Genomic DNA, 24,664 nt, shown 5'->3' with positions numbered 1-24,664 from the left:
ATGTGCGGAATTGCAGGCATCGTGAACCTCCGCGGCAACGCGGTCGAACCGGCGGAAATCTCAGGACTGACGAACCTGGTCGCGCATCGCGGGCCGTTTGGCGAGGGAAGCTGGTTCAGCGCGAACCGTAATCTGGCATTCGGCCACCGTCGGCTGGCAATCATCGACCCCGGCGAAGGGGGCTATCAGCCGATGGTTTCCAGTGATGGTCGCCATGTGATCGTGTTCAATGGCGAGATCTACAATTTCCTGGAACTGCGGCGCGAACTCGAGGCACGGGGAGCCATTTTTCGCAGCCAGTCAGATACCGAAGTCATTTTGGCCGCGTGGCAAGCGTGGCAAGAAGGCATGCTGACGCGCTTCAACGGAATGTGGGCGCTGGCGATCTTCGACACCCAAACCGAAGAACTGTTTCTGGCGCGCGACCGCTTCGGCATCAAGCCACTGTTGTATGCGTTGACACCGGAGCGCTTCGTCTTTGCATCTGAGCAGCGCGCATTGGAGCGAAGCGGTCTCATCAGCGTCTCGCTGGATGTCGATGTGGCCCGGCGGCTGCTGCTCGATGCTTTTGGGGTGGAGGGAAGCGAACGGACGCTTTGCCGGGAGGTGCGACGTCTGCAGGGTGGACACTGCATGTGGCTGCGCCGGGGAAAACTGGAGATCCGACGCTGGTGGCGGACGGCGGATCATCTGCCGGCGATACCAGCCACCGAAGCCGAACGCGTGGAACGCTTTCGCGAGATTTTCAAGGATGCCGTTGCGCTGCGAATGCGCAGCGACGTCCCGATCGGAACCTGCTTGTCGGGAGGATTCGATTCGTCGGCCGTGATCTGCACCATGGCCGCGCACGAGAAGGCCGGCATGGGTCCACGCGACAGCACCTCGTGGCGCCACGCCTTCGTGGCGACGTTTCCCGGCGCCTCCAATGACGAGCGGCCGATGGCGGAGCAGGCCGCGGCCTGGGCGGATGTCGTGCCGGCGTTCCTCGAGATCGGCCGGGCCGATGCGTTGACCGAGCTCGACCGAATTCTCGACGACAATGACGACGTCTATATCGGGCTTCCAAGCGCGCCCTGGTTGATCTATCGAGAGCTCGGGCGTCACAACGTGACGGTGTCGCTGGACGGCCATGGGGCGGACGAATTGATGGGAGCCTATCTCCAGGAGGGACAATCGGGCGCGTTCCGGCTGCGAAACGCGGCTGCCGCACTTGGCTCGAACTCGGCACTGGCGAGGCGAGGCGTCGATCTCGTTCGGGCGCTGATGATCCGCCGCCAGGGGCACTATTTTCTGCGCGGTGGCCTGCGCGATCTCCCGGGTTCGCTTCCGCTGGTCGGCGAGGATGACGTGTTGCCACGTGAATGGGGCGCATTGAACCGGCGTCTCTATCGCATGTTCCACAGCACCGTGCTGCCGACCATCCTGCGAAACTTCGATCGACTGTCGATGGCGCACGGCATCGAGGTCCGGATGCCGTTCATGGACTGGCGCCTGGTGACGTACACCATGGCATTGCCGGAGGCATGCAAGTTCTCCGATGGCTATTCCAAGGTGATTGCGCGGCAGGCGATGGCCAACCTGATGCCGGAATCCATTCGCATGGGGCGCCGGAAGGTGGGATTCAATTCGCCGATGCCGGAATGGCTGAACGGGCCGCTCGCCGGCTGGACTGCCAGTCTGCTCGATCAGAAGGTGCCGGCGTTCGCCGAACTGGTCGACGAGGAAGGCTTGCGCAGGACGGTCGGCCGCCTGACTTCGTCAAAGCAATGGGATTGGGACACGGCCAGCCGAATCTGGCCGTACCTGAATATGAAATGGATGCTGGCAAGGTTCTGACATGCGACTCATCCTGATAGGCGTGATCGACGCCATCCTCGGCTGGAAGAGCCGGCTTTCCGGGGCGGTGAATATCGGACGTGGGTCCACGATCGCGTGGCGTCGTATCAGGCGGGCGGCCGGCAACGCGCTGTCAGTTGGAGAAAATTCAATCGTCCACGCTGATATCAGTTTCGAGGAATCTGGAGGCGAAATTCAGATCGGAAGCCGCACATTCATCGGACGCAGCCATCTGGTCTGCTATCGAAGCCTCGCCATCGGCGACGATGTCATCATGTCGTGGGGCGTCACGATCGTGGATCACGATTCCCACAGCATCGATTGGACGGATCGCCGGAACGATGTTCTCGAATGGGGCGCCGGCCGGAAAGATTGGGAGAAGATCGCGCATGCGCCAGTCGTCGTGAGCGATAGGGCATGGATCGGATTCAACGTGAGTGTGCTGAAGGGGGTCACGATTGGAGAGGGTGCCGTGATCGGAGCGTGTTCGGTTGTAACCCGCAATATTCCGCCATACACCCTGGCAGTTGGAAATCCGGCCAGAGTAATCCGCTCATTAAGCTCCCCGCCAGATGCAAATCCCCCGGGTTGATTGCATGCGTATGTTCCAGAACAACGGCTTGTCACGCGGATTCCGTGTCCATCGTCGCCAATCGCCCTATCAAAGCTTTGCCGCCGGACGAGCACAATTTCTGGATACGAGATTCACTGCGTCTCACATCCTCCTGCCCGTACTCGCCAATAGCCCGGATGCATTTTACACCAATGGAGACGATGAACAGCTGCAGATGCTGTGGGCGAAAGAGAATGGTCTGCGGACAAAGAATCTGGAGCAAATCCTGCTCGCGCAGATCGAGCAGCATCGCACCGAAGTATTCTATAACCTTGACCCGATCCGTTACGGCAGTGAGTTTGTCGCGAAATTGCCGGGTTGCGTGAAGAAGTCGGTTGGCTGGCGAGCCGCGCCCTCCGGAAGTGCAGACCTGACGAAGTACGACCTGATCGTATGCAACTTTCCGTCAATCCTCGATAGCTGGCGACAGAAGGGCTGCCGGGTGGCGTATTTTTTTCCGGCGCACGATCCTGTGATGGATGCCTATGCCGCTGCCCGAAGTGATGAACTTGACCTCATCTTCATCGGAGGATTCTCGCGCCACCACGTCAAACGTAGCCAGGCACTCCGGGCTGCGGCTTCGACGCCCGGTGTCCGGGCACGGTTTTACCTTGAAGATTCACGCCTCACCCGACTGGCAAATTTTCTTCCTCCCGTGCCGGCGCTTCGCTCGTACCGTCATCCGGACGAAATTCGTGAGATTCGCGCCGATCCTTTGTATGGCCTGGATGCGTATGCCGCGATCGCCAAAAGCCGCATCGTATTCAACGGTGCGGTAGACATGGCGGCAGAGGATCGCGGCAATATGAGATGCTTTGAGGCGACGGGATGCGGAGCGGTGCTTTTGACGGACGCAGGGCGCTATCCTGAGGGTTTCGTTGATGGCGAAACCATGCTGGAATATTCCTCGCCCAAGCAGATACCGGAGCTGATCCACAAGCTGATGAGAGATCAAACTTTGGCCAGATCCATCGCTCAGACGGGTTGCGCCATGGTGAAAGAGCGCTATAGCAAACAACTGCAATGGACGAAATTTCAGGATCTGATCTGACCGGTGCGCCGGGCTAGCAAGTGCGAGTTTGCGTGTTAGACGAAAAGCCTCTCATCACTTGGGAAGATGCCGTGGTCTGCCTGCGCAACCAGCCGGACAAGCGGCAACTCGTGCTCGACGCGTTCTATGACGACCCCCTGATCGATGCGGCCAAGCGCTATTTTGCCAGTGCCGAATGGCAGGCGGTTTCGAAGTTGCTGGCACACCGGACCGGTAAGGCGCTTGACGTCGGCGCCGGGCGCGGAATTGCGAGCTATGCGCTGGCGCAGAGCGGATTTACGGTCACCGCGCTGGAGCCTGATCCGAGTGCCGTGGTTGGGGCGGCGGCGATCCGTGGGCTCGCGGCCGAGGCCAGTCTGCCGATCGAGGTGGTCGGGGAATTCTCCGAGCGCCTTCCGTTCGCTGACGGCACGTTCGATGTCGTGTTCGCGCGCGCCGTGCTGCACCATATGCGCGATCTCGACGGTGCCTGCCAGGAAATGTTCCGCGTGCTTCGCCCTGGCGGAATGCTCATCGCCGCGCGCGAGCATGTGATCTCAAAGGAATCCGACCTTGGCGCATTCCTCGATCAGCACCCCCTGCATCACCTTTATGGCGGCGAGCACGCTTATCTTCTCGATCGGTATGTCGGCGCACTAGGGGCTGCGGGATTTGCCGAGATCGAGGTGCTTGCGCCGCTGAAGAGTCCGATCAATCTGTTTCCCTATACAATCGAGACGCTTCGGGCAGCCGTCGTGGAGAGATTGACAGCCAAGATTCCGGTCAGGCCCGTTTGGCGGGCCGCACTCGCTTCCAGGAGCGTCCTCACATCGCTGCTTTCGATGGCAGAGCGCTTTGACCACCGGCCGGGCCGGCTCTACTCATTCGTCTGTCGCAAGGCATCGGCATGAACGTGTGGGTTACCGGCGCCAATGGCTTCATCGGTAGGCATCTCGTTCGGGTGCTGGCTGATCGGGGTTATTGCGTTCACGGCATCGGCCACGGCGCGATCGGCGAGGCCGAAAGACATCGCATCGGCCTTGAGCATTGGTTGAACGGTGAGATCGATGCGGCCAATCTCAATGCGCTTGCGGAACACTCCGGATTGCCGTCGACGATTTTCCATCTGGCCGGCGGCTCGTCGGTCGGGCTATCGATCGCGCAGCCGTTTGAGGACTTTTCGCGCACTGTTGCAAGCACGGCCAGATTGCTGGAGTGGCTGCGCAGCGCCGCCAGGGATTGTCGCTTGATCGTCGCGTCGAGCGCGGCGGTCTATGGCGCCGATCACGAGGGGCCGATCGGAGTGGATGCAGCAACGCTTCCGATGTCACCCTACGGGCAGCACAAGCTGATGATGGAGCAGTTGTGCCGAAGCTACGCCGTCACCTTTGGCTTGCACAGCATGGTGGTGCGGCTGTTCTCGGTCTACGGGCCGAATTTGCGCAAGCAATTGCCCTGGGACATCTGCTCGCGCCTGCAGGCCGGTGAGCGAAAGCTGGTGCTGGGCGGCACAGGCGCGGAGGTGCGGGACTGGACCGATGTCCGTGACGTCGCCCGGCTGCTGGTCGAGATCGACCAAAGACCACAGGTGGAGACCTTTCAGGTGATCAACGGCGGAACCGCGATTGGCACGACCGTGGCGCGGGTTGCCGAAACCCTTGCAAAATGTTGGGGCGGAAGCACTTCCGTGCAGTATTCCGGCATCGTTCGCGCCGGCGACCCGACAAGTCTGCTGTCGGACGACACGATGTCGTGCATGCTACCCTTCGACTGGACGATCCCGGTTGAACAGGGTCTTGCGGATTATGTTTCGTGGTTCAAGGATCAGATCCGGTGAACCCGGCCGCGCCGGTGCGTCTCGCGTTTACGCATATTCCCCGCCGGGTCTGGGCCGGTGGCTACAACTATCAAAGCAATCTGTTCGCGGCACTGAGCAAGTTCCGCCCCGGCGAGTTTGCGCCCGTTCTGTTTGCCGGGATAGGCGACGATGCCGATCTTGCGCCGCTCGCCGCGATAGCGGGCGTGGAGGTGGTGCGATCGGGGGCGTTCGAGGGCCGTGCCGGTTTGGTTACGGCGCTGGCGCTGGGGCTGGACCGCGAGGCTGCGGCAAAATTCCGGACGCATCGCATCGATGCCGTCTTCGAATCCGCCCGCTTCTTCGGCTGGCGTCTGCCTTATCCTGCAATAGCATGGTTTCCCGATTTTCAGCATCGACGGCTGCCCCAACTGTTTCCGACAACAGCTCGGTGGCGTCGCGAAGCCGGTTTCCGGATGCAGATCGCATCCAGGCGGACCGTCATGCTGAGCAGCGAAAGCTCGCATCGCGATTTCAGGAAATTCTATCCCCGTGCGAAGAACGAGGTCTGTGTGGTTCGTTTCGCGACCGGGCCGTCGCCGGCGTTCCTGAACGCAAATCCGGCCGAGATAGTCGCCCGGTATCAGTTGCCCGAAAAATACTTCTACCTGCCGAATCAATTTTACACCCACAAGAACCATCAGGTGGTCGTGGATGCACTGGCCATCGTGGCGGAGCGCGGGGGCGAGGCGGTCGTGTGTGCATCGGGCAGCACCGAAGATCGGCGCGAGCGCGGCTATTTCGAAGAGGTCATGGCGCGGGTGCGCAGCCGTGGGCTCGAAAAGCGTTTCCGCCATCTGGGAATGATTCCGCTATCGCATGTTTACGCGTTGCTGCGGGCATGCACCGGGCTGATAAACCCATCCCGATCGGAGGGATGGAGCACAACGGTCGAAGAAGCGAAATCGTTTGGGGTGCCGATGATATTGTCCAATCTCGATGTGCATCGCGAGCAGACCGCCGGCATGGCGCACTATTTCGGAACTGACGATCCTGACGCCCTTGCGAACGAACTCATGCGTCTCTCAGAGGATTCGGAGGGACCTGTGATCCGCAACCTCCTTCCGGATCAGGATGTCCGCGTCGCTGCCTTTGCGGCGGACTTTGCCAGGACCGTTCGGCTTGCAATGCAGGCTTGAGTTCGGTTGCTGATTGAGTGACCGGCACGGGCAAATTTTCTGCACCCGTCACTCAATGCTCCAGCCATATTGATCACCGGCTAAGATCTTGCGGGCGCGGCGTCGCCGTCACTCCGAATGCGTCGCGCGGTATAATGTACCAAAGAACAAATAGCGCGCCGGCGCCATGGGACAGCAGGACCGTTGTCAGAGGTACGTTAAGGAGCGCTTGGACAAGAATAGCGCTCGAGATTAGAATGAACTGCGGCTGCAAACCGGCAGAGAGGCGGTTGCCTATCGCAATTACAAGTCCTGCGGCGAATGCCGTGACCGGGGCAAAGAAGGCTCCGACCGACGCGATACCCTCCGTCGCAAACAGCGACGCATTGAACTGTCCGCCAATGCCAAATGCATCGTAAATGACGTTCGCCAGTTGGTCCTGATAGGGGCAATCGACGAAGGGCTTGAGAAAGCGTATCTGACAGAAATTTGTCACGGGATGAGTGAAGAAAAAGCTATTGTAATAGTCCATGGCCAACGAGGGAATCGCGATCATCCGAAAGTTCACGAGTCCAAAATAGGAGATGGCCATACCGTGAGGCAGTATCTCCTGCTGGAACAGGGTGATCAGCAATAATCCGACGGTTATTGGCACAAGCAGCGAAAGAGTGATGGCAAGCTTGAAGTTGAAATACCTCGAAAGGGCCGAAATTGCCACGAGCCAGAACGGCGCAAACAGGGCCAGTTTGCTCAGCGTGATCGGATAGAACATCAAAAGTAGAAGGAGAGCCGCGCCGGCACGCCAGACGTTTCCTCGTGCCACAAAACAGGCGAATGCAAACGGCAGCAGCGCGTTGGATATTATTCCGATCACGTAGTTAAGGATCACCGGAAATTTGAGTTCGGAGCGATACGTATAGATGTTTTCAATGCTGACAAATTTGAAGCTGTAGCTGGCACCGACGAGGATCGTCGCAAAACTCAGCAACAGGATCAGTGTGAGCAGACGATCCAATGCCGATAGGGACAAAATATAGATTTGGCGAACGGGCGACGAGATGAACAGGGCGGGCAACAAGAATGCGATCGCTGATGCTGCAGCAGAAAGCGCGGCTAATCGATGATTGTAGATCAACTCCGAAAAACTATTCAGCCACAGATATCCCGAGAGCATCACATAGGAATAGAAGCCGACGACGTAACCGAAGCTATTGCCCGCAAATGCAAAAAGCACTGAAAGGAGGGCAAAGGCAGCTATCAGCACAAAAGCGCTAGGCAAGCCCGAAGGACGAAAGGATATGAAATACTCCGAATAATAATGAGCCACATAAACAAGAGAAATACAGGACACCGCGATCAGAACCCAGTTTAAGAGGATCAAGCCCCGACGCTTCCCAAACAGGAGGTTTGGTACGGGCGTTTGCTTTTGTTCGGTCAGATTTTCCATTTTTCGGGCCGACATCCAGGTTCGCGAGGGTTTACAATCGACGTTTTCCGAGCTTAAGCAAGCGAAAGCTGGCGGGCACTCTACCATTTGAGGAATCAACTAGGGCAGGTTGCCGCAAAGGCTGCTTTCAGGTTGCTAACGCCGGGTGGTTTGGGACTGTGTAATGATGATCTCAATTGTGCATTGGGATAATCGGACGAAGCTGCTGTTCGCAGTTGTCGCAATCAGTGCCTGTTTCCTCACGGCCAACTGGCTGCGGTTCAAATATTCGCCGCCTACAATGTCCCGAGCCGAGCCAAGAATTGCAGGCGAAAAGGTTTTGTTTTACGCAGGCCGTTCGTCGCGCGTTTGGCTGAGGTTGTAAAAAATTCGGAGCTTTTGCGCCTGATGACGCAGTCGCGTCCGGTAGGTCTAGTGTCCTGAGTTGACAATACTTGAGCGGCCAGTGACATACATATTGAATGTATCAAGCGATCGGATCCGCGGAAAAGGTGTCTGTTTGACTATCGAGATTTTCTTATTGCAATGTAGTCGGTCAGTATAGGGACGTATGATGATCAAATTCGGCCTGCTCGGATGCGGGCGTATCGCAAAGCGCCACTCGGAACTCCTGGGCGGCAATCGTATCGACGGAGCCAGGCTCGTGGCTGTTTGTGACACCGTTCGCAGCCGCGCCGACGCGATCGGCGCGAAGTTCGGCGTCCCGGCAGCCTATGACATCGATGACTTCCTCGCGCGGACCGACATCGATGCGGTGGCGGTGCTGACGCCGAGCGGGATGCATCCCGCCCATGTCATCGCCTGCGCGAGGGCCGGAAAGCACGTCGTTGTCGAGAAGCCGATGGCGCTGCGGCTGCAGGATGCCGACGACATGGTTCGCGCCTGCGACGAAGCTGGCGTCAAGCTGTTCGTCGTCAAGCAGAACCGCTTCAATGTTCCCGTGGTGAAGGCGCGCGAGGCGCTGGAGGCCGGCCGCTTCGGCCGCCTGATTCTCGGCACGGTCCGCGTCCGCTGGTGCCGCGACCAGGCCTATTACGATCAAGATGCCTGGCGCGGCACCTGGGCCTATGACGGCGGCGTGCTCTCCAACCAGGCCAGTCACCACGTCGACATGCTGGAATGGTTCTTCGGCGACGTCGTCAGCGTTCATGCCCGTGCTGTGGCGGCGCTGGCAAAGATCGAGGCCGAGGACACGGCGGTCGCAACGATGAAATTCCGCAACGGTGCGCTCGGGATCATCGAGGCGACGACGGCCGTCCGGCCAACCGACCTTGAAGGCTCGCTTTCGATTCTCGGAGAGAAGGGAACCGTCGAAATCGCGGGCTTTGCCGTCAACCAGATCCGGCACTGGCGCTTTGTCGAAGAACTTCCGTCGGACAAGGACGTGGTCGAGAAATTTTCCGTCAATCCGCCGAATGTCTACGGCTTCGGCCATCAGGCCTACTACCAGCACGTGATCGACTGCCTAGTGAACCAGCGTTCGGCGCTTGTCGACGGTCTCGAAGGGCGCAAGAGCCTGGAACTGATTTCCGCGCTCTACGAATCGATCGAGACCGGCGCCGAGGTGCCGCTTCGCTTCGCGCCGCGGCTGGGCCGGCTCGGTGTCGTCTCGTGAACCGGCCCGAAATACATCAGGCCGGCGTCCGTGACGTTGATTTCGGCACAGGCGTCAAAATCGTCGAGCCGTGCAATCTCTACGGCTGCAAGATCGGCGACGACTGCTTTGTCGGGCCGTTCACCGAAATCCAGAAGGGCGTCGTGATCGGCGCCCGCACGCGGGTGCAGTCCCACGCCTTCATCTGCGAACTGGTCACCATCGGCGAAGACTGCTTTGTCGGCCACGGCGTTATGTTCGTGAACGATACGTTCTCGACCGGCGGCCCGGCTCGCGGCAACAGGGAGTTGTGGCGCGAGACCGTGATCGGCAACCGCGTCTCGATCGGCTCCAACGCCACGATCATGCCGGTCAGGATCGTCGACGATGTCGTCATCGGCGCCGGCTCGGTGGTAACCAGGGACATCACGACGCCGGGGAAATATGCAGGCAATCCGGCGCACTGGCTGCTGGCGGACAAGTAGGAAAGACGAAGATGCCGGTGCCCTTTGCGGATCTGCAACTGCAGTATCAGACCATCAGAAGCGAGATCGACGGCGCGATTGCCTCCGTCATCCGCGACAACGCTTTCATTCGCGGGTCCTACGTCGATGCCTTCGAACGGGAGTTCGCCGCTGCCGTAGACGTCAAGCATTGCGTTTCCTGCGCGAACGGCACCGATGCGCTGTATCTCGCGATGGCCGCGCTGAAGGTCAAGCCGGGTGACGAGGTGATCACCACGGCGCATTCCTGGATCAGCACTTCGGCGATGATTACGCACTCAGGCGCCACCGTGGTGTTCTGCGATACCGATGGCGCTACGTTCACGATCGATCCGGCGGCGATCGAGGCCGCGATCACGCCACGCACCGTCGGGATTATTCCGGTTCATCTGTACGGCCAGCCGGCGGACATGGATGCGATCATGGCGATCGCGAACAAGCACAAGCTCTGGGTGGTCGAGGATTGCGCGCAGGCGCATCTGGCTCGCCATAAAGGCCAGCAGGTCGGTACCTTCGGCGCAGCCGCGACCTATTCGTTCTATCCGGGCAAGAATCTCGGCGCGATGGGCGATGCCGGCGCCGTCGTGACCAATGACGATGCGCTGGCCGAACACATGACCATGCTGGCGCGGCACGGCGGGCTGGTGAAGCACCAGCATCATATCGAGGGCATCAACAGCCGGCTCGACGGCATGCAGGCAGCGATCCTGTCGGCGAAACTGCCACATCTTCCGCAGTGGACAAGCGCCCGGCAGCACGCCGCCAAAGTTTACGATGCAGGCCTCAACCAGATCGAGGATGTCGTCGTGCCGCAGGTCGCCCCTGACCGCACCCATGTCTATCATCTCTACACGATCAAGCATCCGCGACGCGACGCGCTGGCCGCGCACCTGAACGCCAACGGCGTGCAGACGGCGATCAATTATCCCACCGCGCTGCCGTTCCTTGCCGCGTATGCCCGCTTCGGGCTCCGTCCCGAGCAGTTTCCCAATGCATTCGGCGATCAGGTGCAAATCCTATCGTTGCCAATGTTCGCGGAGATCACGGCGGATCAGCAGCGGGCAGTGATCGACGCCGTTCGCCGATTCAGTTGAAGTATATCGTGTTTTACCCGCTCGACGTTCGCGATAGGCGTGTCACTCCTTGTCGACAACGCGCGCGAATGGCTAACCTCATCAATAGATTGCTGGAACGATACGATTTATGGTGTTCTCTCAGAGCGACAACGGTAGTCCGAATACTAGTGGCCGGATCTATCGGGTAGTGCGGAGCAATGAGTGATCCGGATGTGGGCACCAACAAACAGCTGGCGCAAATGGACAATTTAGTCGCCGGCACAAGGTCACGTCCCTTTATTGCTCTCGACTTTCACTTCGTTCTCGCCATCATTGTTTCGAGCGGGTCCATCATCGTTACCGCGAGCGGCGGCCCGCTAGTTACCGCGTCTATCCTCGTCGGATCGATCCTGGCGGCCGCCGCGCTTAACCGCTACCGAGACTTTAGGATCATTGATGTCGACCTGCTATTCGCAACTTTTTGCTTGGCGATCGTCGTTTCGTTCGCTCTGAACGGATACGGCGATTTGAAAGAAGCCGGACTTCTCTTCTTGAGCTTGCTTGCTTACCTGGTGGGGCGCTTCGCCCCGACGGGAATGCGGCGCACCTCGTTCACTCTCTTGACAGCAGTCATCGTCTTCATCGGGGCCGGCGCGACATTCATCTCGCTGGCGACGCAAACAGCCGCTTTGTTTAAGCCGATAGTTTTCGGCTCCGATCACAGCGCTATCGTGTTTCTCTCATCACTCAGCTTCCTCATCATCGCCTTGGCATCGACCGAGATGAGCCACCGTCAGGGCATAGTAATCGCGATGTTTCTCGCGTTGCCGCTCGGTATTTTTGCGGCAGCACAAGTGCGTTTCACCTTCGTCGCACTCGCCGCGACCATGGTTTCCATGCTCCTACTGTCGCGGCGGGGACAGCGCCAGTTCAGTTTCGCGATATGCTTTGTCATTGCGCTCGCTGCGGGTATCGGACTGGCGAGCCGTTTCCAAACGACCAGCACCTATTTGAAGATGGTTCTCGAACCAAGCTCCATGATGACGCGAGAAGACTCGCTCCAGGGGGCGCTGCCTGCGACGGCCTGCCTCGGCGGAGCATCCGCCGGCAATTCGTTCGTGGTTCGCAAAGTCCTCCTGCGTGATGCGCTCAAGGCGATTCCTTCGTCCGGCTTCTTCGGTACAGGCCTCGCTTCGTTCCCAAGCATGACCTGCGTTCCCAATTCCGAGCCGCATAACTCGTTTCTGCAGGCTACAATCGAATTCGGTTGGCTGGGCGGGCTTGCTCTGCTCGGCCTGACTTTCCTTGCGCTCAGGCAGCTTGTTCCCCTCGTCCGGATCGATTCCGAGGCTCGGTTCGTTTTCGGCAGCCTCGTGTTCGTCGTCGTCCTAGATCTGGCGCACGGAATTTTGAGTCGCGACACGCTGCTCTTTCTATTCGCGGGCTATGCAGCGCGGCTCGTTTCAACACGACAAACTGGTCAAATCACCCGATCGCGGAACTTAAGCGCATGATTGGGAATCCGAACGGGCCACAGCCGCATCTCTTGGTAACAGCTTGACGTAGCTTGGGTAATTCGGCCGCCATGGGGACCGCCGCCTCGAGCATCGGGGGTAGGGCCGGCAAAATGCTGATTGGGTTCTAGCTCATTCGATCTGGCCTCCGGTCACGATACTGTTTAGAAGCCGTGCAGGGCCGAAGGTGATTCAGTCAGGCTGAACGGAAGGGAACATTGCGAAAGATATTGCTTACTGGTGCCGGAGGATTCATCGGCTCGCACCTTGCGGAGGAACTGGTCCGCAGGAACTATGGCGTGCGCGCGTTCGTGCATTACAACAGCCTGGGCGCTCACGGCTGGCTGGATTCGTCGCCAGCCGAGATCCGCAAGGAACTCGACGTCTTCGCGGGCAACATCTGCGATCCAAACGGCGTGCGCACTGCGATGAAGGGGTGCGACGCTGTGCTGCATCTGGCCGCCCTGATCGCTATTCCCTATTCGTATCACTCGCCCGACACTTATGTCGAAACCAACATCCGCGGCACGCTCAATGTGCTTCAGGCGGCGCGCGATTTCGACGTCTCCCATGTCCTCCACACCTCCACCAGCGAAGTGTATGGCACGGCGCAGTTCGTTCCCATCACTGAAGATCACATGCTGCAGGGGCAGTCGCCCTATTCGGCCAGCAAGATCGGCGCCGATCAGCTGGCGCTGTCGTTCGAGCGCTCGTTCGGCACGCCTGTGACGGTGGTGCGGCCTTTCAACACCTACGGCCCGCGGCAATCGGCGCGCGCGGTGATTCCGACCATAATTACGCAGATTGCGGCCGGCGAGCGCACCATCAAGCTCGGCAGTGTTCACCCGACGCGCGATTTCAATTTCGTCGCTGACACGGTCGGGGGCTTTCTTGCTGCGCTCGAGACCAAGGCCGGCGTCGGCGAAGTCATCAACATCGGCAGCGGGTTCGAGATTTCGATCGGAGATACCGCACGGCTTATTGCCGAACTGATGGACGCGAAGATCGAAATCGAGCAGGACGCCGTCCGGTTGCGGCCGGAGCGCAGCGAAGTTGATCGGCTGTGGGCCAGCAACGCCAAGGCGCAAAAGCTCTTGGGATGGTCGCCGCGCCTGGCCGGCATCGAAGGACTTCGCAAAGGCCTCAAGCAGACGATATCCTGGTTCACGAAAAACGAAAATCTGTCCCGCTATCGCACCAACGCCTACAATTTGTGAGCCTGATGAGCCATTCTTCAGCTATCGCCGACCGCTGCGCCGAGCTTGATGTGCGTGCCGTGCTTGAAGCGGTCGATACCGTTCTTGCCTCTGCGACCCGCCCGGTGGCGCTGCATGAACCGCGACTTGGCGCACGCGAGCGCGAACTGGTGCTCGATTGCATTGATACCAACTGGGTATCGACTGCCGGGAAGTATGTCTCCCAATTCGAGCAGATGGTCGCGGCCGCCACCGGGGCCCGTCACGCCATCGCCATCGTCAACGGCACCGCGGCGCTTCATGCCGCGTTGCTGCTCGAGGGCGTCCAGGCAAACGATGAAGTTATCCTGCCAGCGATCACGTTCGTCGCGACCGCCAATGCCGTCAGCCATGCAGGGGCCATCCCGCATATCGTCGATTCCAGTTGGAATACGCTGGGCCTCGATCCGGCCGCGCTGGATGCGCATCTGGACGAGATATCGGTTCGCCGCAACGGCGAACTCGTGAACAAGCAGACCGGCCGGCGGCTTCGCGCCATCGTTCCGGTCCACATCTTCGGGCATCCGGTCGACATGGCGCCGCTGCTGGCGGTCGCCGCGAAGTACGGCCTCGTGGTCGTTGAGGACGCAACAGAATCGCTAGGCTCGACGTGGAAAGGCCAGGCGTGCGGCACGTTCGGCCATTCCGCGGTGCTCTCATTCAACGGCAACAAGATCATCACGACCGGCGGCGGAGGCATGATCCTGACTGACGACGACGCGCACGCCACGCGCGCACGGCACTTCACCACCACGGCTAAGAAGTCGCATGCCTGGTCGTTCGATCACGACGAGGTCGCCTACAACTACCGGCTTCCCAACATCAACGCGGCGCTCGGCTGCGGTCAGATGGAGCGGCTGTCGGCGATGGTCGAGGCCAAGCGCGAACTGGCCGGGCGTTACCTCGAGGTGTTCGACGGTTTCGCCAATGCCGGCATTTACCGCGAGCCGAACGGCGCGCGGAGCAACTATTGGCTCAATACGCTGGTTCTGGATCGCGAATACGCCGGTGAGCGCAACCGGCTGCTGTCGGCGCTCCATGCCAATGGCGTTCATGCCAGGCCGCTGTGGACGCCGATGCATCTGCTGCCGATGTATCGCAACTGCCCGCGTTCACGGTTGCCGGTCGCGGAGGACATGTATAATCGCTGTGTCAATCTTCCCAGCAGCCCGTTCCTGGCCGCCAGCGAGCAAACGGACGCGAACCGGAACTGATGCCCCGTCTGGTCTTCTTCACCATTCACAGCACGACGCCGTGGTGGAAATATCTGGGCTCGCGAATTGATTTCGCCGACGTCACCGTGCTCAGCGATTTGCGCGGGGAGGGCGACCGGTGCCTGGTCGACGACTTCTGCCGCTTCATGGCCAAGGGCGATGCGGCAGCCGTCGCGCTCGCGCGCTTTGGCGACGACGGATGTGCTGATATCATCCTTCGCTGCAGGGTTCTGCGCAGTGTTGATCGCACCCTCGCGCTCAGGATGGTCGGCGGCATGACGCAGGCGATCGAGCGTGCCTTCGACGAGCTTGACCCCGATCTCGTCATGACTTTCACCATCGACCGTTACGTCATGGACGTGATGGCGAGAACGGCAAACGCGCGCGGCATCGACTTTCTGGAAATGACGACGTCGATCATTCCTGACGAAGTGATGCTGATGCGCCGGGGGCGGCCGGTCTGGCTTCGCGAGCCCTCGAATGACGAGGTCGACGCCGCGGTCGACGTGCTGTGCAACGCAGATTTCGCGCCCGCCTATGTGCGCGACGCAAAGAGATTTTCGACCCGGCAGTTCTGGCGCGTGTACGGCTACTATGCGGTTCGCGGCGCGTTCTTCAACTTTTGGCGCTTTTTCAAGCGCGACCGGTTCAACATCCACTACCTCGACGCGCTGAAGCGGCTGAAGCACAAGGTCCACTTCGCCGACGTGGCGGCGCTCAAGCTGCTCGACCGGAATTGGGAGGCGCGGCTTGCCGAAGTGCCGCGCGAGCGGCGCGTCTTCCTCGGGCTGCAGCTGTTCCCGGAAGCCTCGATGGACTACTGGCTGAAATCCGCCGACATGCTTGCGCATGACGACGTCCTGGTGCGGTATTGCGAGGTACTCGGCCAGGCCGGCTACCGCATTTTAGTGAAGGACCACCCGCTCCAGTTCGGTTTTCGTCAGCGCGAACTGTTCGAGCGGTTGTCAAAGCTGCCTTCGGTCACGCTGGTCCCATACGATGTTCCGGCCAATCTGCTGATCGAAAAGTGCGCGATTTCGCTCACGTTCACCGGCACGATCGGTTTTCAAGCCGCGCTGGCGGGACTTTGCTCGATTGCCACCGATCCGTATTACGCGACCGAAAATCACTTCCTGCATGTTCGCAGCGTCGAGGAAATCGGCGGTCTAGTCGAGAGACTGAAGCGTTGGCGGTCGCCTGACGATCTGGTTGCGACCCGTCGCGCAATCATGAGACATTTGGCGTCGGTCAGCGTCGAGGGCGACTATTTCGGCTGGCGCAAATTCGATCCCGACAATGAAACAGCGTGCAAGGCTGTTGAACCGTTGGCGCGTTCGTTGAATGAGTATCTGCCGAGATTTCTGAAGTCTCGCAAAACCGCTGCATAGTGTCTTGCTTTGCTCGCAATTCACGTGGATGCCCATGTGAGCTCACTGGAATGGCGCGATGCCGGCTCGTCTGCTTGGTTTCCTGAAGCGTCCCGCGGTTGCCGGCACGGGCGCAGCCTTCATCTTGCGTGGGCTGACGCTGGTGAGCCGATTTTTGCTGTCTTTGCTGCTCGCCAGGATGCTGACACCCGCCGAGATGGGAGACTACGGCCTTCTCACGGCCACGCTGGCCTTTGCGCTGCTGGCGATCGGGCTCGAATTCTATTCGTACACGCTGCGTGAAATGGTGCCGGCGACGCCGGCGAGGCGGACCCGGATCATTGCCGACCAGATCGTGCTCGGCGTGCTAGCGCTGGTGGTTATCGGCGTTCTCGTGCTCGTGGCCGCCCTTGGGGGGCTGTTTCCATCGAGGTTGGCTCCGTGGTTTCTGCTGATCTTGATCACCGAGCACATTTCGCTTGAAGCGACACGCATCCTGATCATCACCGAGCGTCCGGTTCGCGCTTATGTCGGGGTGTTCTTGCGCGGCGGCATTTGGGTCTATGCGATGACGGTCCTCATGTTCGCAACGCCGTCGACGCGGAAACTTGAAACGGTGCTGGTCTGGTGGGCGCTCGGCGGCGCGCTCGCGATCGCCTTTTCGGCGGTGTCGCTGTCGAACCTCCCGTGGCGGGAACTACGAGGCTACCGTCCCGACTGGAATGTAATTTTCGTGGGCCTGCGGACGGCGCGTCCCTTCATGCTGAGCGCGGCCGGGGCGCTTGTCATTTCCTATGTCGACCGCTTCGTCATTGACAGGTTTGTCGGGCGGGAGGCGCTGGGCATCTATACATTCTACTCGACGATCCTGATCGGTCTGTTGTCGCTCGGCGGATCGATATCGCACCAGTTCCTGCCAAAGGTCATCTCCGGATATGCAGCCGGCGCGAAAGCCTACCGGGCGGCTCTTCGCACGTTTTTCTGGTCGTTGCTGACCCTTGCGCTGGGAACGACGATTATTTCCGGTCTGCTGATGGGGCCAATGCTCAACATCCTTGGTCTCTCCCTGTATGCGTCCAGCATCTGGGTCTTCTATGCGATGCTGCCCGGAATATTCCTGCGCATGATGGCCGACGTTCCGTCATATGCCCTCTATGCAGCGCGATCCGACAATTATCTGCTGTTCTGCAATCTCGGCGCCGCATTCATATCGACGCTACTTAACGTGTTGCTGGTTCCGGTCCTCGGGATGTACGGCGCGGCATTGACCGGCGGGATCGCCAGTGCCGTTCTGTTTTTTTTCCTGGCATTATTGGCTTGGCGCAAGATGCGCGAAGATTGCCGGGAACCCGGCGCAACGGCGACGGTCGGTCTTCCCACCGATCCTGACATGCTCTACCCATAAAACGCTGCGGGCACTGCGCCGGTCAGGCTGTCATTGCGAAGCCAATATGACCTTGCTACACAACCACGGGTTATCAGCTCACCGTCGAACGCCAGAATGCAGCAGTTTTCAAGGCTAGCCAGTGGTTTCTCGTCACCAGCGATTCTAATCGTCGTAATCTGGTGTTCGGTATTTGCCTGCGTCGCGATCGGGCCGATCGACTACCCAGGACAGCCGTCGTCAACCGTGCTGGTGATAGTGGCCGCAGGCCTTTCTCTGTTCATTCTGGGGCACGGCGCAGGCGCGTGGTGTTTTGGACGCTGGTTTGCACCCCAGGCGAATGTGTCTGCACCGTCGTTGCGGAGTCTGAACAGCGTCGTCATCGCAACGTCATTGATCGGCATCGGCGGGATCGGGATGATTGCGTTCGATCGTGGGGTGCTCAGCGGTATCAGCAATAGCGGCTATGCGGAATTGCTGCGTTGCGCCCCCGGACTGGTTGACCTTATCGAAATCCGGCGGACACCTTTACTTTACATCGGATATCTAACTTTCTCCTTTGGCTTTGCTTCGCTGGCGTTGTTCCTCCTGAAAGGGGAAGAAATCAGAGGGTGGGCGGCAATCGCCGCGCAGCTTTCGATCGTCTGTCCTGTCGGCTACGCGCTGCTCTATTCCGGACGCATGCCGATCCTGTTCGTCCTCATTCTGATCGTTTCGATCATGCTGGTGCGCATCAGCCAGGGACGGCCATCTTTGCCGCGCGGGCATTACCTCCTTCTGAAGACGGTCGTTCTCGTCTTGCTTTTCGCAATCTATTCCAGCGCGATATGGTCGCGCAGATCGAATTTCTGCGTCCAGATGAGCGGGGTGATTCAGGAACTGGAGCAAAGAAAGGCCGGGCGGGATACTGAGGACGCCGAAGCCAGGCGCGAACCGGAACCGAACATGCAAGCTCCGGTTGGCGACCGCGCCAGGCGGCCGCCGCCTCCCGGTTCGATCCAGGCGACCGACGTCAGTAAAATGGTCATCGACGCAACCAGGACGGCGAGCGAAACAACGGCGCCGCCGGCTGCCGCTCCTACGCCGACAACGGTGGTCGCTCCGGCGGTGAATTCGACCGAGGCTCTGCTGGCGGTGATGCGAGAATCGTGGAACGTGCAGCCGCGTGCCTATGTCCTCTCGGCGATCGACTCGGGCAGGCTGTCGTCGCGGGCCGCCATCACCTTTCTGAGTACGTATTTTTATCTTACCCACGGCATTCGCGCTGCAGATAATACCTGGCACGCGCGCGAGAAATTGTCGCCGCAATGGGGTCTCTATGAGGTCGGCATCCTTTCGCCGATTCTGCGTGTCTTTCGCCCGGACGATCAGCGGGTGGCGGACATGGAAGCGCAATTGAAGGATGCTGGAATCTACGGGTTTTTCCCAACGGTTTGGGCTGCTGCCTATATCGACTTCGGTATCGTGGGGGGTATCATCTATATCCTGATATGGGGATTTGTGGGCGGCTGGAGTTCTGCCGGGGCCAGGCGTTCCGCTTTGGTGACGCCGTTATTGCTGCTGGTTTTCATTCTCGCCAGCATTGTTCTCAGTCCCGTCCAGGGTCCCTTTGGCATCGCGAACTCAGTGCTGGTGTTGTTCTCGATGATCGTCACGGGGGCGACGATCGATTTCATGCGCATGAGGGACTATTCCCGGCACGCGTCTCGCCAATTGAAGCTCGGACGCTCCGTAAGCTAAGCCGCCCCGCGCGCCGAAAGGGTACGGAGCCATGCCGCCGTCTCGGCGACGCCTTGCTCCATATTGTACGGCAGCGGTCCGCAGACTGCCTCGGTTGGCTTGAGGTCGAACTGATATTGCGTCAGCACATTGTTGAGCCGGAATGAATTGAACGGAAATTTCTGCACGCCCACGGCGTTCACGGCATCCCCGCAGCGCGCGAGCATGCGGGCGATACCGAGCGGCATATGCGGGATTGGGCGCGACTGGAACGCGCGCTGAAACGCATCGCTCCAGGTGAGCAGATCGATCGGCTCGTAGTCCGCCAGATAAAACGTCTTCCGATGAACGAGGTCCGTGGGAGCCTCGAGCAGCCGCAAATACTGAAACGCGATGTTCTCGATGTAGCTGTAGGATTTCCATAGCGGGCTGTTGCCGACGTGGAAGTAGTGACCGCGCTCGATCATGCGCAGAAAACGCTGGTAATGCGCGCTCATACCAGGCCCCCAGACCGTTGTCGGGCGGGCCAGGCACCATTCGCGTCCTGCGCCGTCCTGCTCTCGAACGAGTTGCTCAGTGCGGACCTTGCTCTGGCCGTAGAGAGTATCGGCGGTGTAGTCGGTGTCGTTGCGCGGAACGTAGCCGACGCGGCACACGAGCTGTGACGACGTCCAAATCGCCCGCCGGATCGACGGCGCGAGTCGGACGGCGGCAATTACGTTCTGCACGCCCTCGATGTTGGCCGCGTAGCCTGCGAGATTGGTTTTTTCGTCGAGATCGATGCGCGCGGCGAGGTGGACCAGCGCGTCCGGCGAAAATTCCTGCACGGCTCGATTGAGCCGCCCGGCGTCCAGGATGTCGCACACATGGTCCGTCGTCGCGCCGGCGTTCTTGTCGAGGCCTGCGACTTCAAACCCTGCAGTCCGCAACCGACGCACCAGCGCCTGACCGATGAAGCCGGAGCTACCGGTTACAAGTACTTTCATGCCGGAATTCGCTGTTTTGATGAAATAGCGGTCGCTTGACCTGCCTGTCCCGGTGATTTACCAAACCGCACAATCAATTGCAAATTGCAGCACGCGTTTTGGATTCGGTCTGACTGGAACGCCTCGGGCGTGCGTGGAGCCTCATGAAGAGATTCATCTCAGCCGTGTTCCAGGCCATCAATGGTGTGCTGGAGATCATCGGTCTTCGGTTGTTGCGAACCAATGCGCCGGTTCGGAATTTCAGCCTGTTTTTCAAGCACCTCAAGTCGCTCGGCTTCGAGGTTCGCACCGTCATCGACGTCGGAATTGCGTTCGGGACATCGCCAATTTACAAAGCGTTTCCGCGCGCAAAATATTTTCTGGTTGAGCCGGTGGCCGAGTGCCGTCCCGTTTTGGAAAAGCTGAAACAGCGCCTCAACGCGGAGTATTTTCTGGTCGCCGCCGGTGCGGAGAACGGCGAGGTCACCTTCAACGTCCACGACGATATTTCCGGATCCAGTCTTTTCTCGCAGGTCGAAGGCAAGGTGCTCGACGGTGAAGCACGGCCGACGCCGATGCGACGGCTTGATTCGCTGCTGCCGGAAAATCTGGAGCATCCGGTTTTTCTTAAAGTCGATACCCAGGGCGCCGAGATCGAAGTGCTCAAGGGACTGGGCTCCCGGATCAGCGAGATCGACCTGCTGATCCTGGAGACCACGATGATGCCGATGCGGCATGGCATTCCGCAATTCGCCGACATCGTGCGCTTCTGCGACGAGGCGGGATTTGCGGTTTATGACGTGCTGGAAGGGCACATGCGCGCCCTGGACGGCGCGCTGGCGCAGATTGATCTTGCCTTCGTGCGCAAGGATAGCGCCTTGCGCAGCCAGGCTGCGTATTTCAGTTCCGACCAGTTGGCGGATTATATCAAAACGTCGAGCAAGATTCGCAGCGCGAGTAACTGACCGGCGTTTGGCTTGCAGGTGCTGGCGGCAGCGATCGCCTCAGATTTCCGCCAGCAGGATGAAGAGGCAGCGCCGCTCGCCTTTGTTGACCATGCCGCCGCGATGCATGCCGTTGCCATCGAACAGCACGCAGTTGCCGTAGTTTGATGTCGCGCTGAAATGCCCCTCGCGCAGGCGCTGGACGTCGGCAGAATCATCCCGCAGGTCGCCGCCAAAATCGGCCTTCTTTCGCAGGAATGCCGGCAGCGCCATGAACAGCTTGCGCGCTTCGGGCTTGCGGCCGGAGAAGCCACTAAAGTCGTTGGTACGCCGGACCATGCCTTCGAACCAGCCCATCTCGGCGTTGTGGCTGCCGCGGACGTAGCAGAACGGGCCGCCGTCGGGACCGATGTCGTGGACATAGATCGCGCATTTCAGCATGCCATAGGTGGCGTCGATGTGCAGATAGCTGCCCCAGGGATCGGCCAGCTGGGTATCCGGGAACACGCGCTTCCAGAACGCCAGGTCCTGGTCGTTGATCTGCGCGTTGACATGTTTCACGCCGACCGGGCGGCCGAGATAGGCGCTGGCGGCTTCGACGATGCCGTAGCGGTTGAAGATATTTTCCACCGTCGCGAAAGCTTGCGGATCGGAGGTGCGCGTGCACCAATAGACGTTATCGTCGAACTTGCGCTTTTCGGCAGGGATGCCGGCGCGGCGTTCGTCGAGCTTCGCAAATCCGGGATTGATCACGCTGCGAATCTGCTCGATCTCGTCGGGCGACAGCGTCAGCGGCACGATGCCGTCGGCCTTGATCTGGTCCAGGAGAGCGGGGTTCGCCGGGGTCGCCGGGCGGCGAGCTCCGGTCAACGTGCCGATCATGCGGCTGGCGCGGATGCGGGTAAACATCGAGATGTAGCGCAACGCCGTTCTGAAACTCAGGCCGCTGAAGCCGGCTTCCTTGCTCAACAGCGGCATGTTTTCGTAGTCTGCGATGCGCCGAATGGTGACGAACGCAAACGTTCGCAGGAAAACGTTCAGCGCGCGAATCCGCTCGCGCAGCGTCGCCTTGGGGAACAGGCCGCCATAGGCGGGATGGGCGTCGTAATCGATCCTTGGCAGGGACTTGCCGCTATAGGGAGGAATCGGCAGCGCCTGCATCCGGGCTTCGCGCGTGCCGGGCGCCACATCGGACATCGAATCAAGTGTCGTCATGAAGATTCTCCGGGCGATGAGCGGTTCACCAAGCCAGCCGATCTATACAACCTGCGGCGTCATGCAAGCAACAAAGAAGGCTCCTGAGTGGCTGATTGCAGCTAGTCCGGAGGGGGCGCTAAGTCGTGGAAATGCTTTTGAAAAGCCGACCTCGGGTCGATCTTTCGAAGGGTTCTAGCAATCTTCTCGGACGCGCCGCCGCGGCCATAGGGCGGTTCGCTTGACATGTCCGGCTGGAACAGGCCCTCGAGGATGCTCCGGAGTGCTGCGAGAATCGCAGCCTGGTCGGCGGGGCAATCAATGATCGACGCCGCGCGCAGCCGGCCCAGCTGACGGTCGCCGATATTGACCGAGGGAATCCCGACCGCAGGCGCCTCCAGAATGCCGCTCGATGAATTGCCCACCACGGCGTCCGCAAGTCGCAACGCCGCCCAGTAGCGCTCGCTGCCGAGCGAAGCAAACAGATGCGCCTGGCCGGGCCGCTCGGCCACGAACGCCCTGACGGCATCGTCGATCACGCGGTATCCGGGATCGGCGTTGACGCCGGTGAAGATGAAACTGCGATCCTCGATCTGGGCCAGCGCGCCCAGCAGCGCGGCGACATTGGCGGCATCGGCATCCGGCCGCGCCGTGGTCGGATGCACCGTGACGAGCAGGAACCGTTCCGGGCCACTGATGCCGAGTTCACCAAACAAGGCGGCTCGGCCGATCGTTGGCGCGGTGGCCGCCAGATCGAGGCCGGGCGCGCCGACATCAAAGACAAAATCTGGATTCTCGCCCATCTGGATGACGCGCCGCCGATACGGCTCGGCGGCGGTAAAGTGCACGCAGGCCATCTTGGTGATCGCATGGCGGATGGCGTCGTCGAACGCGCCGGCCGTGACCTCGCCGCCATGGATATGGGCGATCGGAATGCTCAACAGCATTGCCGCCACCGCCGCCGATAGGATTTCGTAGCGATCGCCGAGCACCACCAGCAGATCGGGCGCCAGTCTCGGCAGCGCTTCGGCAAACCCGGCCACACCGATCCCGGTGCCGCGCGCCACGGTTTCCGCGCGATCGTCGCTCAGTTCGAGGTCGATCTTGGCCGCGATCTTGAAACCGTCGGCCTCTATGATGCGCCAGGTCTCGCCGAATTTCGGCAGCAGGTGCATGCCGCAGGCGATGACCTGCAGATCTACGTCATCCATCTTCTGCAACCGCGTCAGAACGCCTTTCAGCAATCCGTAATCCGCCCGCGATCCGGTCACCACGGCGATGCGGCGGGGGGCTGTCGTCATGGCTGTTTTCGCCACGGCGAGGCGTCGAGCATTCCGTGCTCGATGACGTAGGAGGCGTAGGCCAAGTCGGCCGCGGTTTCGATTTCGATCGAATGCAGGCGATCCATCAGGATGCCGTAGCTTGCGGCCGGGTCGGAGTAGATCTTGCCGTGCTTTCGCATGGAGTCCCACCCGATCAGATAGAGCGCGCCATTCATGGTCACCTCTAACGGCTGGTCCTGCCGCCGCTGCGCGGTCGTAGCGAGCATCTTGTCGACGATGGTGCCGATCGAACCGTCCTTGCCGAGCGGGCCGACGAAAATCGACGACACTTCGGTCTCGCGCATTCCAACCACGAGGCTGGCGTTGCGCGCCTTGAACAGATCGATCGCCTCGTCGAAATGCTCGGGGCGCGCGAACGGAGATGACGGCTCCAAAAGCATGATGGCGTCGTAGCGCCGCCGCTCATTTGCCTCGATCCAGTCCATGGCGTGGAGCACCACTTCGTTAGAAGACGCGGTATCGGTTGCAAGCTCGCGCGGACGCTCAAACAGCATCTCGGCGCCATGCCTGACGGCCTCGCTTCGGATCTCGGGGCTGTCGCTTGAGATGATCAGCCGCGAACAATGGCGCGACTGCAGCGCGGATCTGGCCTTGTAGCCAATCAGGCTGAGCCCGCCGATTTCGCGCAAATTCTTTCCCGGCAATCCCTTCGATCCGCCGCGTCCCACCAGCAGGAACAATATCTCCGCTTTGTCAGCCATTTGCTCTCGGTAAATCCCGCCCACAAGGAAACT

The 24,664-nt window shown here is 60.1% G+C and carries 22 protein-coding genes; 16 read left to right on the top strand and 6 right to left on the bottom strand.

The features are described from left to right. From asnB to V1279_RS22510, 5 genes are read left to right on the top strand one after another with little or no spacing between them, the layout of a single operon-like run. The gene (gene asnB / locus V1279_RS22530) at positions 1 to 1,836 is read left to right on the top strand and encodes an asparagine synthase (glutamine-hydrolyzing) (RefSeq protein WP_334440309.1); all 1,836 of its coding nucleotides are present in this window, start codon (positions 1 to 3) and stop codon (positions 1,834 to 1,836) included. 1 nt (position 1,837) lies between these two features. Then, positions 1,838 to 2,428, top strand: a complete 591-nt coding sequence (locus tag V1279_RS22525) for an acyltransferase (protein ID WP_334440306.1) — start codon at positions 1,838 to 1,840, stop codon at positions 2,426 to 2,428. Between the two features lie 4 nt (positions 2,429 to 2,432). Then, positions 2,433 to 3,500, top strand: a complete 1,068-nt coding sequence (locus tag V1279_RS22520) for a glycosyltransferase family protein (RefSeq protein ID WP_334440303.1) — start codon at positions 2,433 to 2,435, stop codon at positions 3,498 to 3,500. Positions 3,501 to 3,532: 32 nt separating this feature from the next. Further along, positions 3,533 to 4,390, top strand: a complete 858-nt coding sequence (locus V1279_RS22515) for a class I SAM-dependent methyltransferase (protein ID WP_334440301.1) — start codon at positions 3,533 to 3,535, stop codon at positions 4,388 to 4,390. Next, on the top strand, positions 4,387 to 5,316 hold the full coding sequence (locus V1279_RS22510) for an NAD-dependent epimerase/dehydratase family protein (RefSeq protein ID WP_334440298.1): 930 nt from the start codon (positions 4,387 to 4,389) through the stop codon (positions 5,314 to 5,316). The genes V1279_RS22515 and V1279_RS22510 overlap by 4 nt, the downstream gene beginning before the upstream one ends. Here V1279_RS22510 and V1279_RS22505 read toward each other — a convergent pair. Further along, the gene (locus tag V1279_RS22505) at positions 5,304 to 5,690 is read right to left on the bottom strand and encodes a hypothetical protein (protein WP_334440295.1); all 387 of its coding nucleotides are present in this window, start codon (positions 5,688 to 5,690) and stop codon (positions 5,304 to 5,306) included. The genes V1279_RS22510 and V1279_RS22505 overlap by 13 nt on opposite strands. Positions 5,691 to 5,846: 156 nt before the next feature. Between V1279_RS22505 and V1279_RS22500 the strand changes: the two genes are divergently transcribed. Then, complete coding sequence (locus V1279_RS22500) at positions 5,847 to 6,473, top strand: glycosyltransferase (RefSeq protein ID WP_334440293.1); 627 nt, start codon at positions 5,847 to 5,849, stop codon at positions 6,471 to 6,473. Between the two features lie 73 nt (positions 6,474 to 6,546). Here the strand turns inward: V1279_RS22500 and V1279_RS22495 are convergent, their stop codons facing one another. Further along, a complete protein-coding gene (locus tag V1279_RS22495) occupies positions 6,547 to 7,899 on the bottom strand; it encodes a hypothetical protein (protein WP_334440291.1) in 1,353 nt (450 codons plus the stop codon). A gap of 550 nt (positions 7,900 to 8,449) precedes the next feature. Between V1279_RS22495 and V1279_RS22490 the strand changes: the two genes are divergently transcribed. From V1279_RS22490 to V1279_RS22450, 9 genes are all read left to right on the top strand, one after another. After that, the gene (locus V1279_RS22490) at positions 8,450 to 9,514 is read left to right on the top strand and encodes a Gfo/Idh/MocA family protein (RefSeq protein WP_334440289.1); all 1,065 of its coding nucleotides are present in this window, start codon (positions 8,450 to 8,452) and stop codon (positions 9,512 to 9,514) included. Then, positions 9,511 to 9,978, top strand: a complete 468-nt coding sequence (locus V1279_RS22485; protein WP_334440286.1) for an acyltransferase — start codon at positions 9,511 to 9,513, stop codon at positions 9,976 to 9,978. The genes V1279_RS22490 and V1279_RS22485 overlap by 4 nt, the downstream gene beginning before the upstream one ends. A gap of 11 nt (positions 9,979 to 9,989) precedes the next feature. Next, the gene (locus V1279_RS22480; RefSeq protein ID WP_334440284.1) at positions 9,990 to 11,090 is read left to right on the top strand and encodes a DegT/DnrJ/EryC1/StrS family aminotransferase; all 1,101 of its coding nucleotides are present in this window, start codon (positions 9,990 to 9,992) and stop codon (positions 11,088 to 11,090) included. Positions 11,091 to 11,269: 179 nt separating this feature from the next. Next, positions 11,270 to 12,565 carry an O-antigen ligase family protein gene (locus V1279_RS22475; RefSeq protein WP_334440282.1) on the top strand — a complete coding sequence of 432 codons (1,296 nt, stop codon included), beginning with the start codon at positions 11,270 to 11,272 and terminating at the stop codon, positions 12,563 to 12,565. A gap of 218 nt (positions 12,566 to 12,783) precedes the next feature. Beyond that, the gene (locus tag V1279_RS22470; protein WP_334440280.1) at positions 12,784 to 13,782 is read left to right on the top strand and encodes an NAD-dependent 4,6-dehydratase LegB; all 999 of its coding nucleotides are present in this window, start codon (positions 12,784 to 12,786) and stop codon (positions 13,780 to 13,782) included. Positions 13,783 to 13,787: 5 nt separating this feature from the next. Further along, positions 13,788 to 15,014, top strand: coding sequence for a LegC family aminotransferase (locus V1279_RS22465; protein ID WP_334440278.1), 1,227 nt, complete (start codon positions 13,788 to 13,790; stop codon positions 15,012 to 15,014). Then, positions 15,014 to 16,402 carry a capsular polysaccharide export protein, LipB/KpsS family gene (locus V1279_RS22460; RefSeq protein ID WP_334440275.1) on the top strand — a complete coding sequence of 463 codons (1,389 nt, stop codon included), beginning with the start codon at positions 15,014 to 15,016 and terminating at the stop codon, positions 16,400 to 16,402. The genes V1279_RS22465 and V1279_RS22460 overlap by 1 nt, the downstream gene beginning before the upstream one ends. A gap of 58 nt (positions 16,403 to 16,460) precedes the next feature. Continuing rightward, positions 16,461 to 17,786, top strand: coding sequence for a lipopolysaccharide biosynthesis protein (locus V1279_RS22455; RefSeq protein WP_334440272.1), 1,326 nt, complete (start codon positions 16,461 to 16,463; stop codon positions 17,784 to 17,786). 96 nt (positions 17,787 to 17,882) lie between these two features. Further along, positions 17,883 to 19,505, top strand: coding sequence for an O-antigen polymerase (locus V1279_RS22450; RefSeq protein ID WP_334440270.1), 1,623 nt, complete (start codon positions 17,883 to 17,885; stop codon positions 19,503 to 19,505). Here V1279_RS22450 and V1279_RS22445 read toward each other — a convergent pair. Beyond that, the gene (locus V1279_RS22445; protein ID WP_334440268.1) at positions 19,502 to 20,470 is read right to left on the bottom strand and encodes an NAD-dependent epimerase/dehydratase family protein; all 969 of its coding nucleotides are present in this window, start codon (positions 20,468 to 20,470) and stop codon (positions 19,502 to 19,504) included. The genes V1279_RS22450 and V1279_RS22445 overlap by 4 nt on opposite strands. A gap of 143 nt (positions 20,471 to 20,613) precedes the next feature. On the opposite strand from V1279_RS22445, the gene V1279_RS22440 reads away from it, so the two are divergent. Then, complete coding sequence (locus V1279_RS22440; RefSeq protein ID WP_334440266.1) at positions 20,614 to 21,414, top strand: FkbM family methyltransferase; 801 nt, start codon at positions 20,614 to 20,616, stop codon at positions 21,412 to 21,414. A 39-nt stretch (positions 21,415 to 21,453) separates the two neighbouring features. Here V1279_RS22440 and V1279_RS22435 read toward each other — a convergent pair whose 3' ends face one another. The 3 genes from V1279_RS22435 to V1279_RS22425 all read right to left on the bottom strand — a co-directional run bounded on the left by V1279_RS22435 (position 21,454) and on the right by V1279_RS22425 (position 24,631). Continuing rightward, positions 21,454 to 22,608, bottom strand: a complete 1,155-nt coding sequence (locus tag V1279_RS22435; RefSeq protein ID WP_334440263.1) for a phytanoyl-CoA dioxygenase family protein — start codon at positions 22,606 to 22,608, stop codon at positions 21,454 to 21,456. Between the two features lie 101 nt (positions 22,609 to 22,709). Further along, the gene (gene neuC, locus V1279_RS22430) at positions 22,710 to 23,888 is read right to left on the bottom strand and encodes a UDP-N-acetylglucosamine 2-epimerase (RefSeq protein ID WP_334440260.1); all 1,179 of its coding nucleotides are present in this window, start codon (positions 23,886 to 23,888) and stop codon (positions 22,710 to 22,712) included. Further along, a complete protein-coding gene (locus V1279_RS22425; protein ID WP_334440257.1) occupies positions 23,885 to 24,631 on the bottom strand; it encodes an acylneuraminate cytidylyltransferase family protein in 747 nt (248 codons plus the stop codon). The genes neuC and V1279_RS22425 overlap by 4 nt, the downstream gene beginning before the upstream one ends. Positions 24,632 to 24,664 lie beyond the last annotated feature (33 nt).

The organism is Bradyrhizobium sp. AZCC 1610, from assembly GCF_036924515.1.
GTDB lineage: Bacteria > Pseudomonadota > Alphaproteobacteria > Rhizobiales > Xanthobacteraceae > Bradyrhizobium.
The sequence above is the reverse complement of the archived record's forward strand: the minus strand, read 5'-3'. Positions and strand labels throughout refer to the sequence as shown.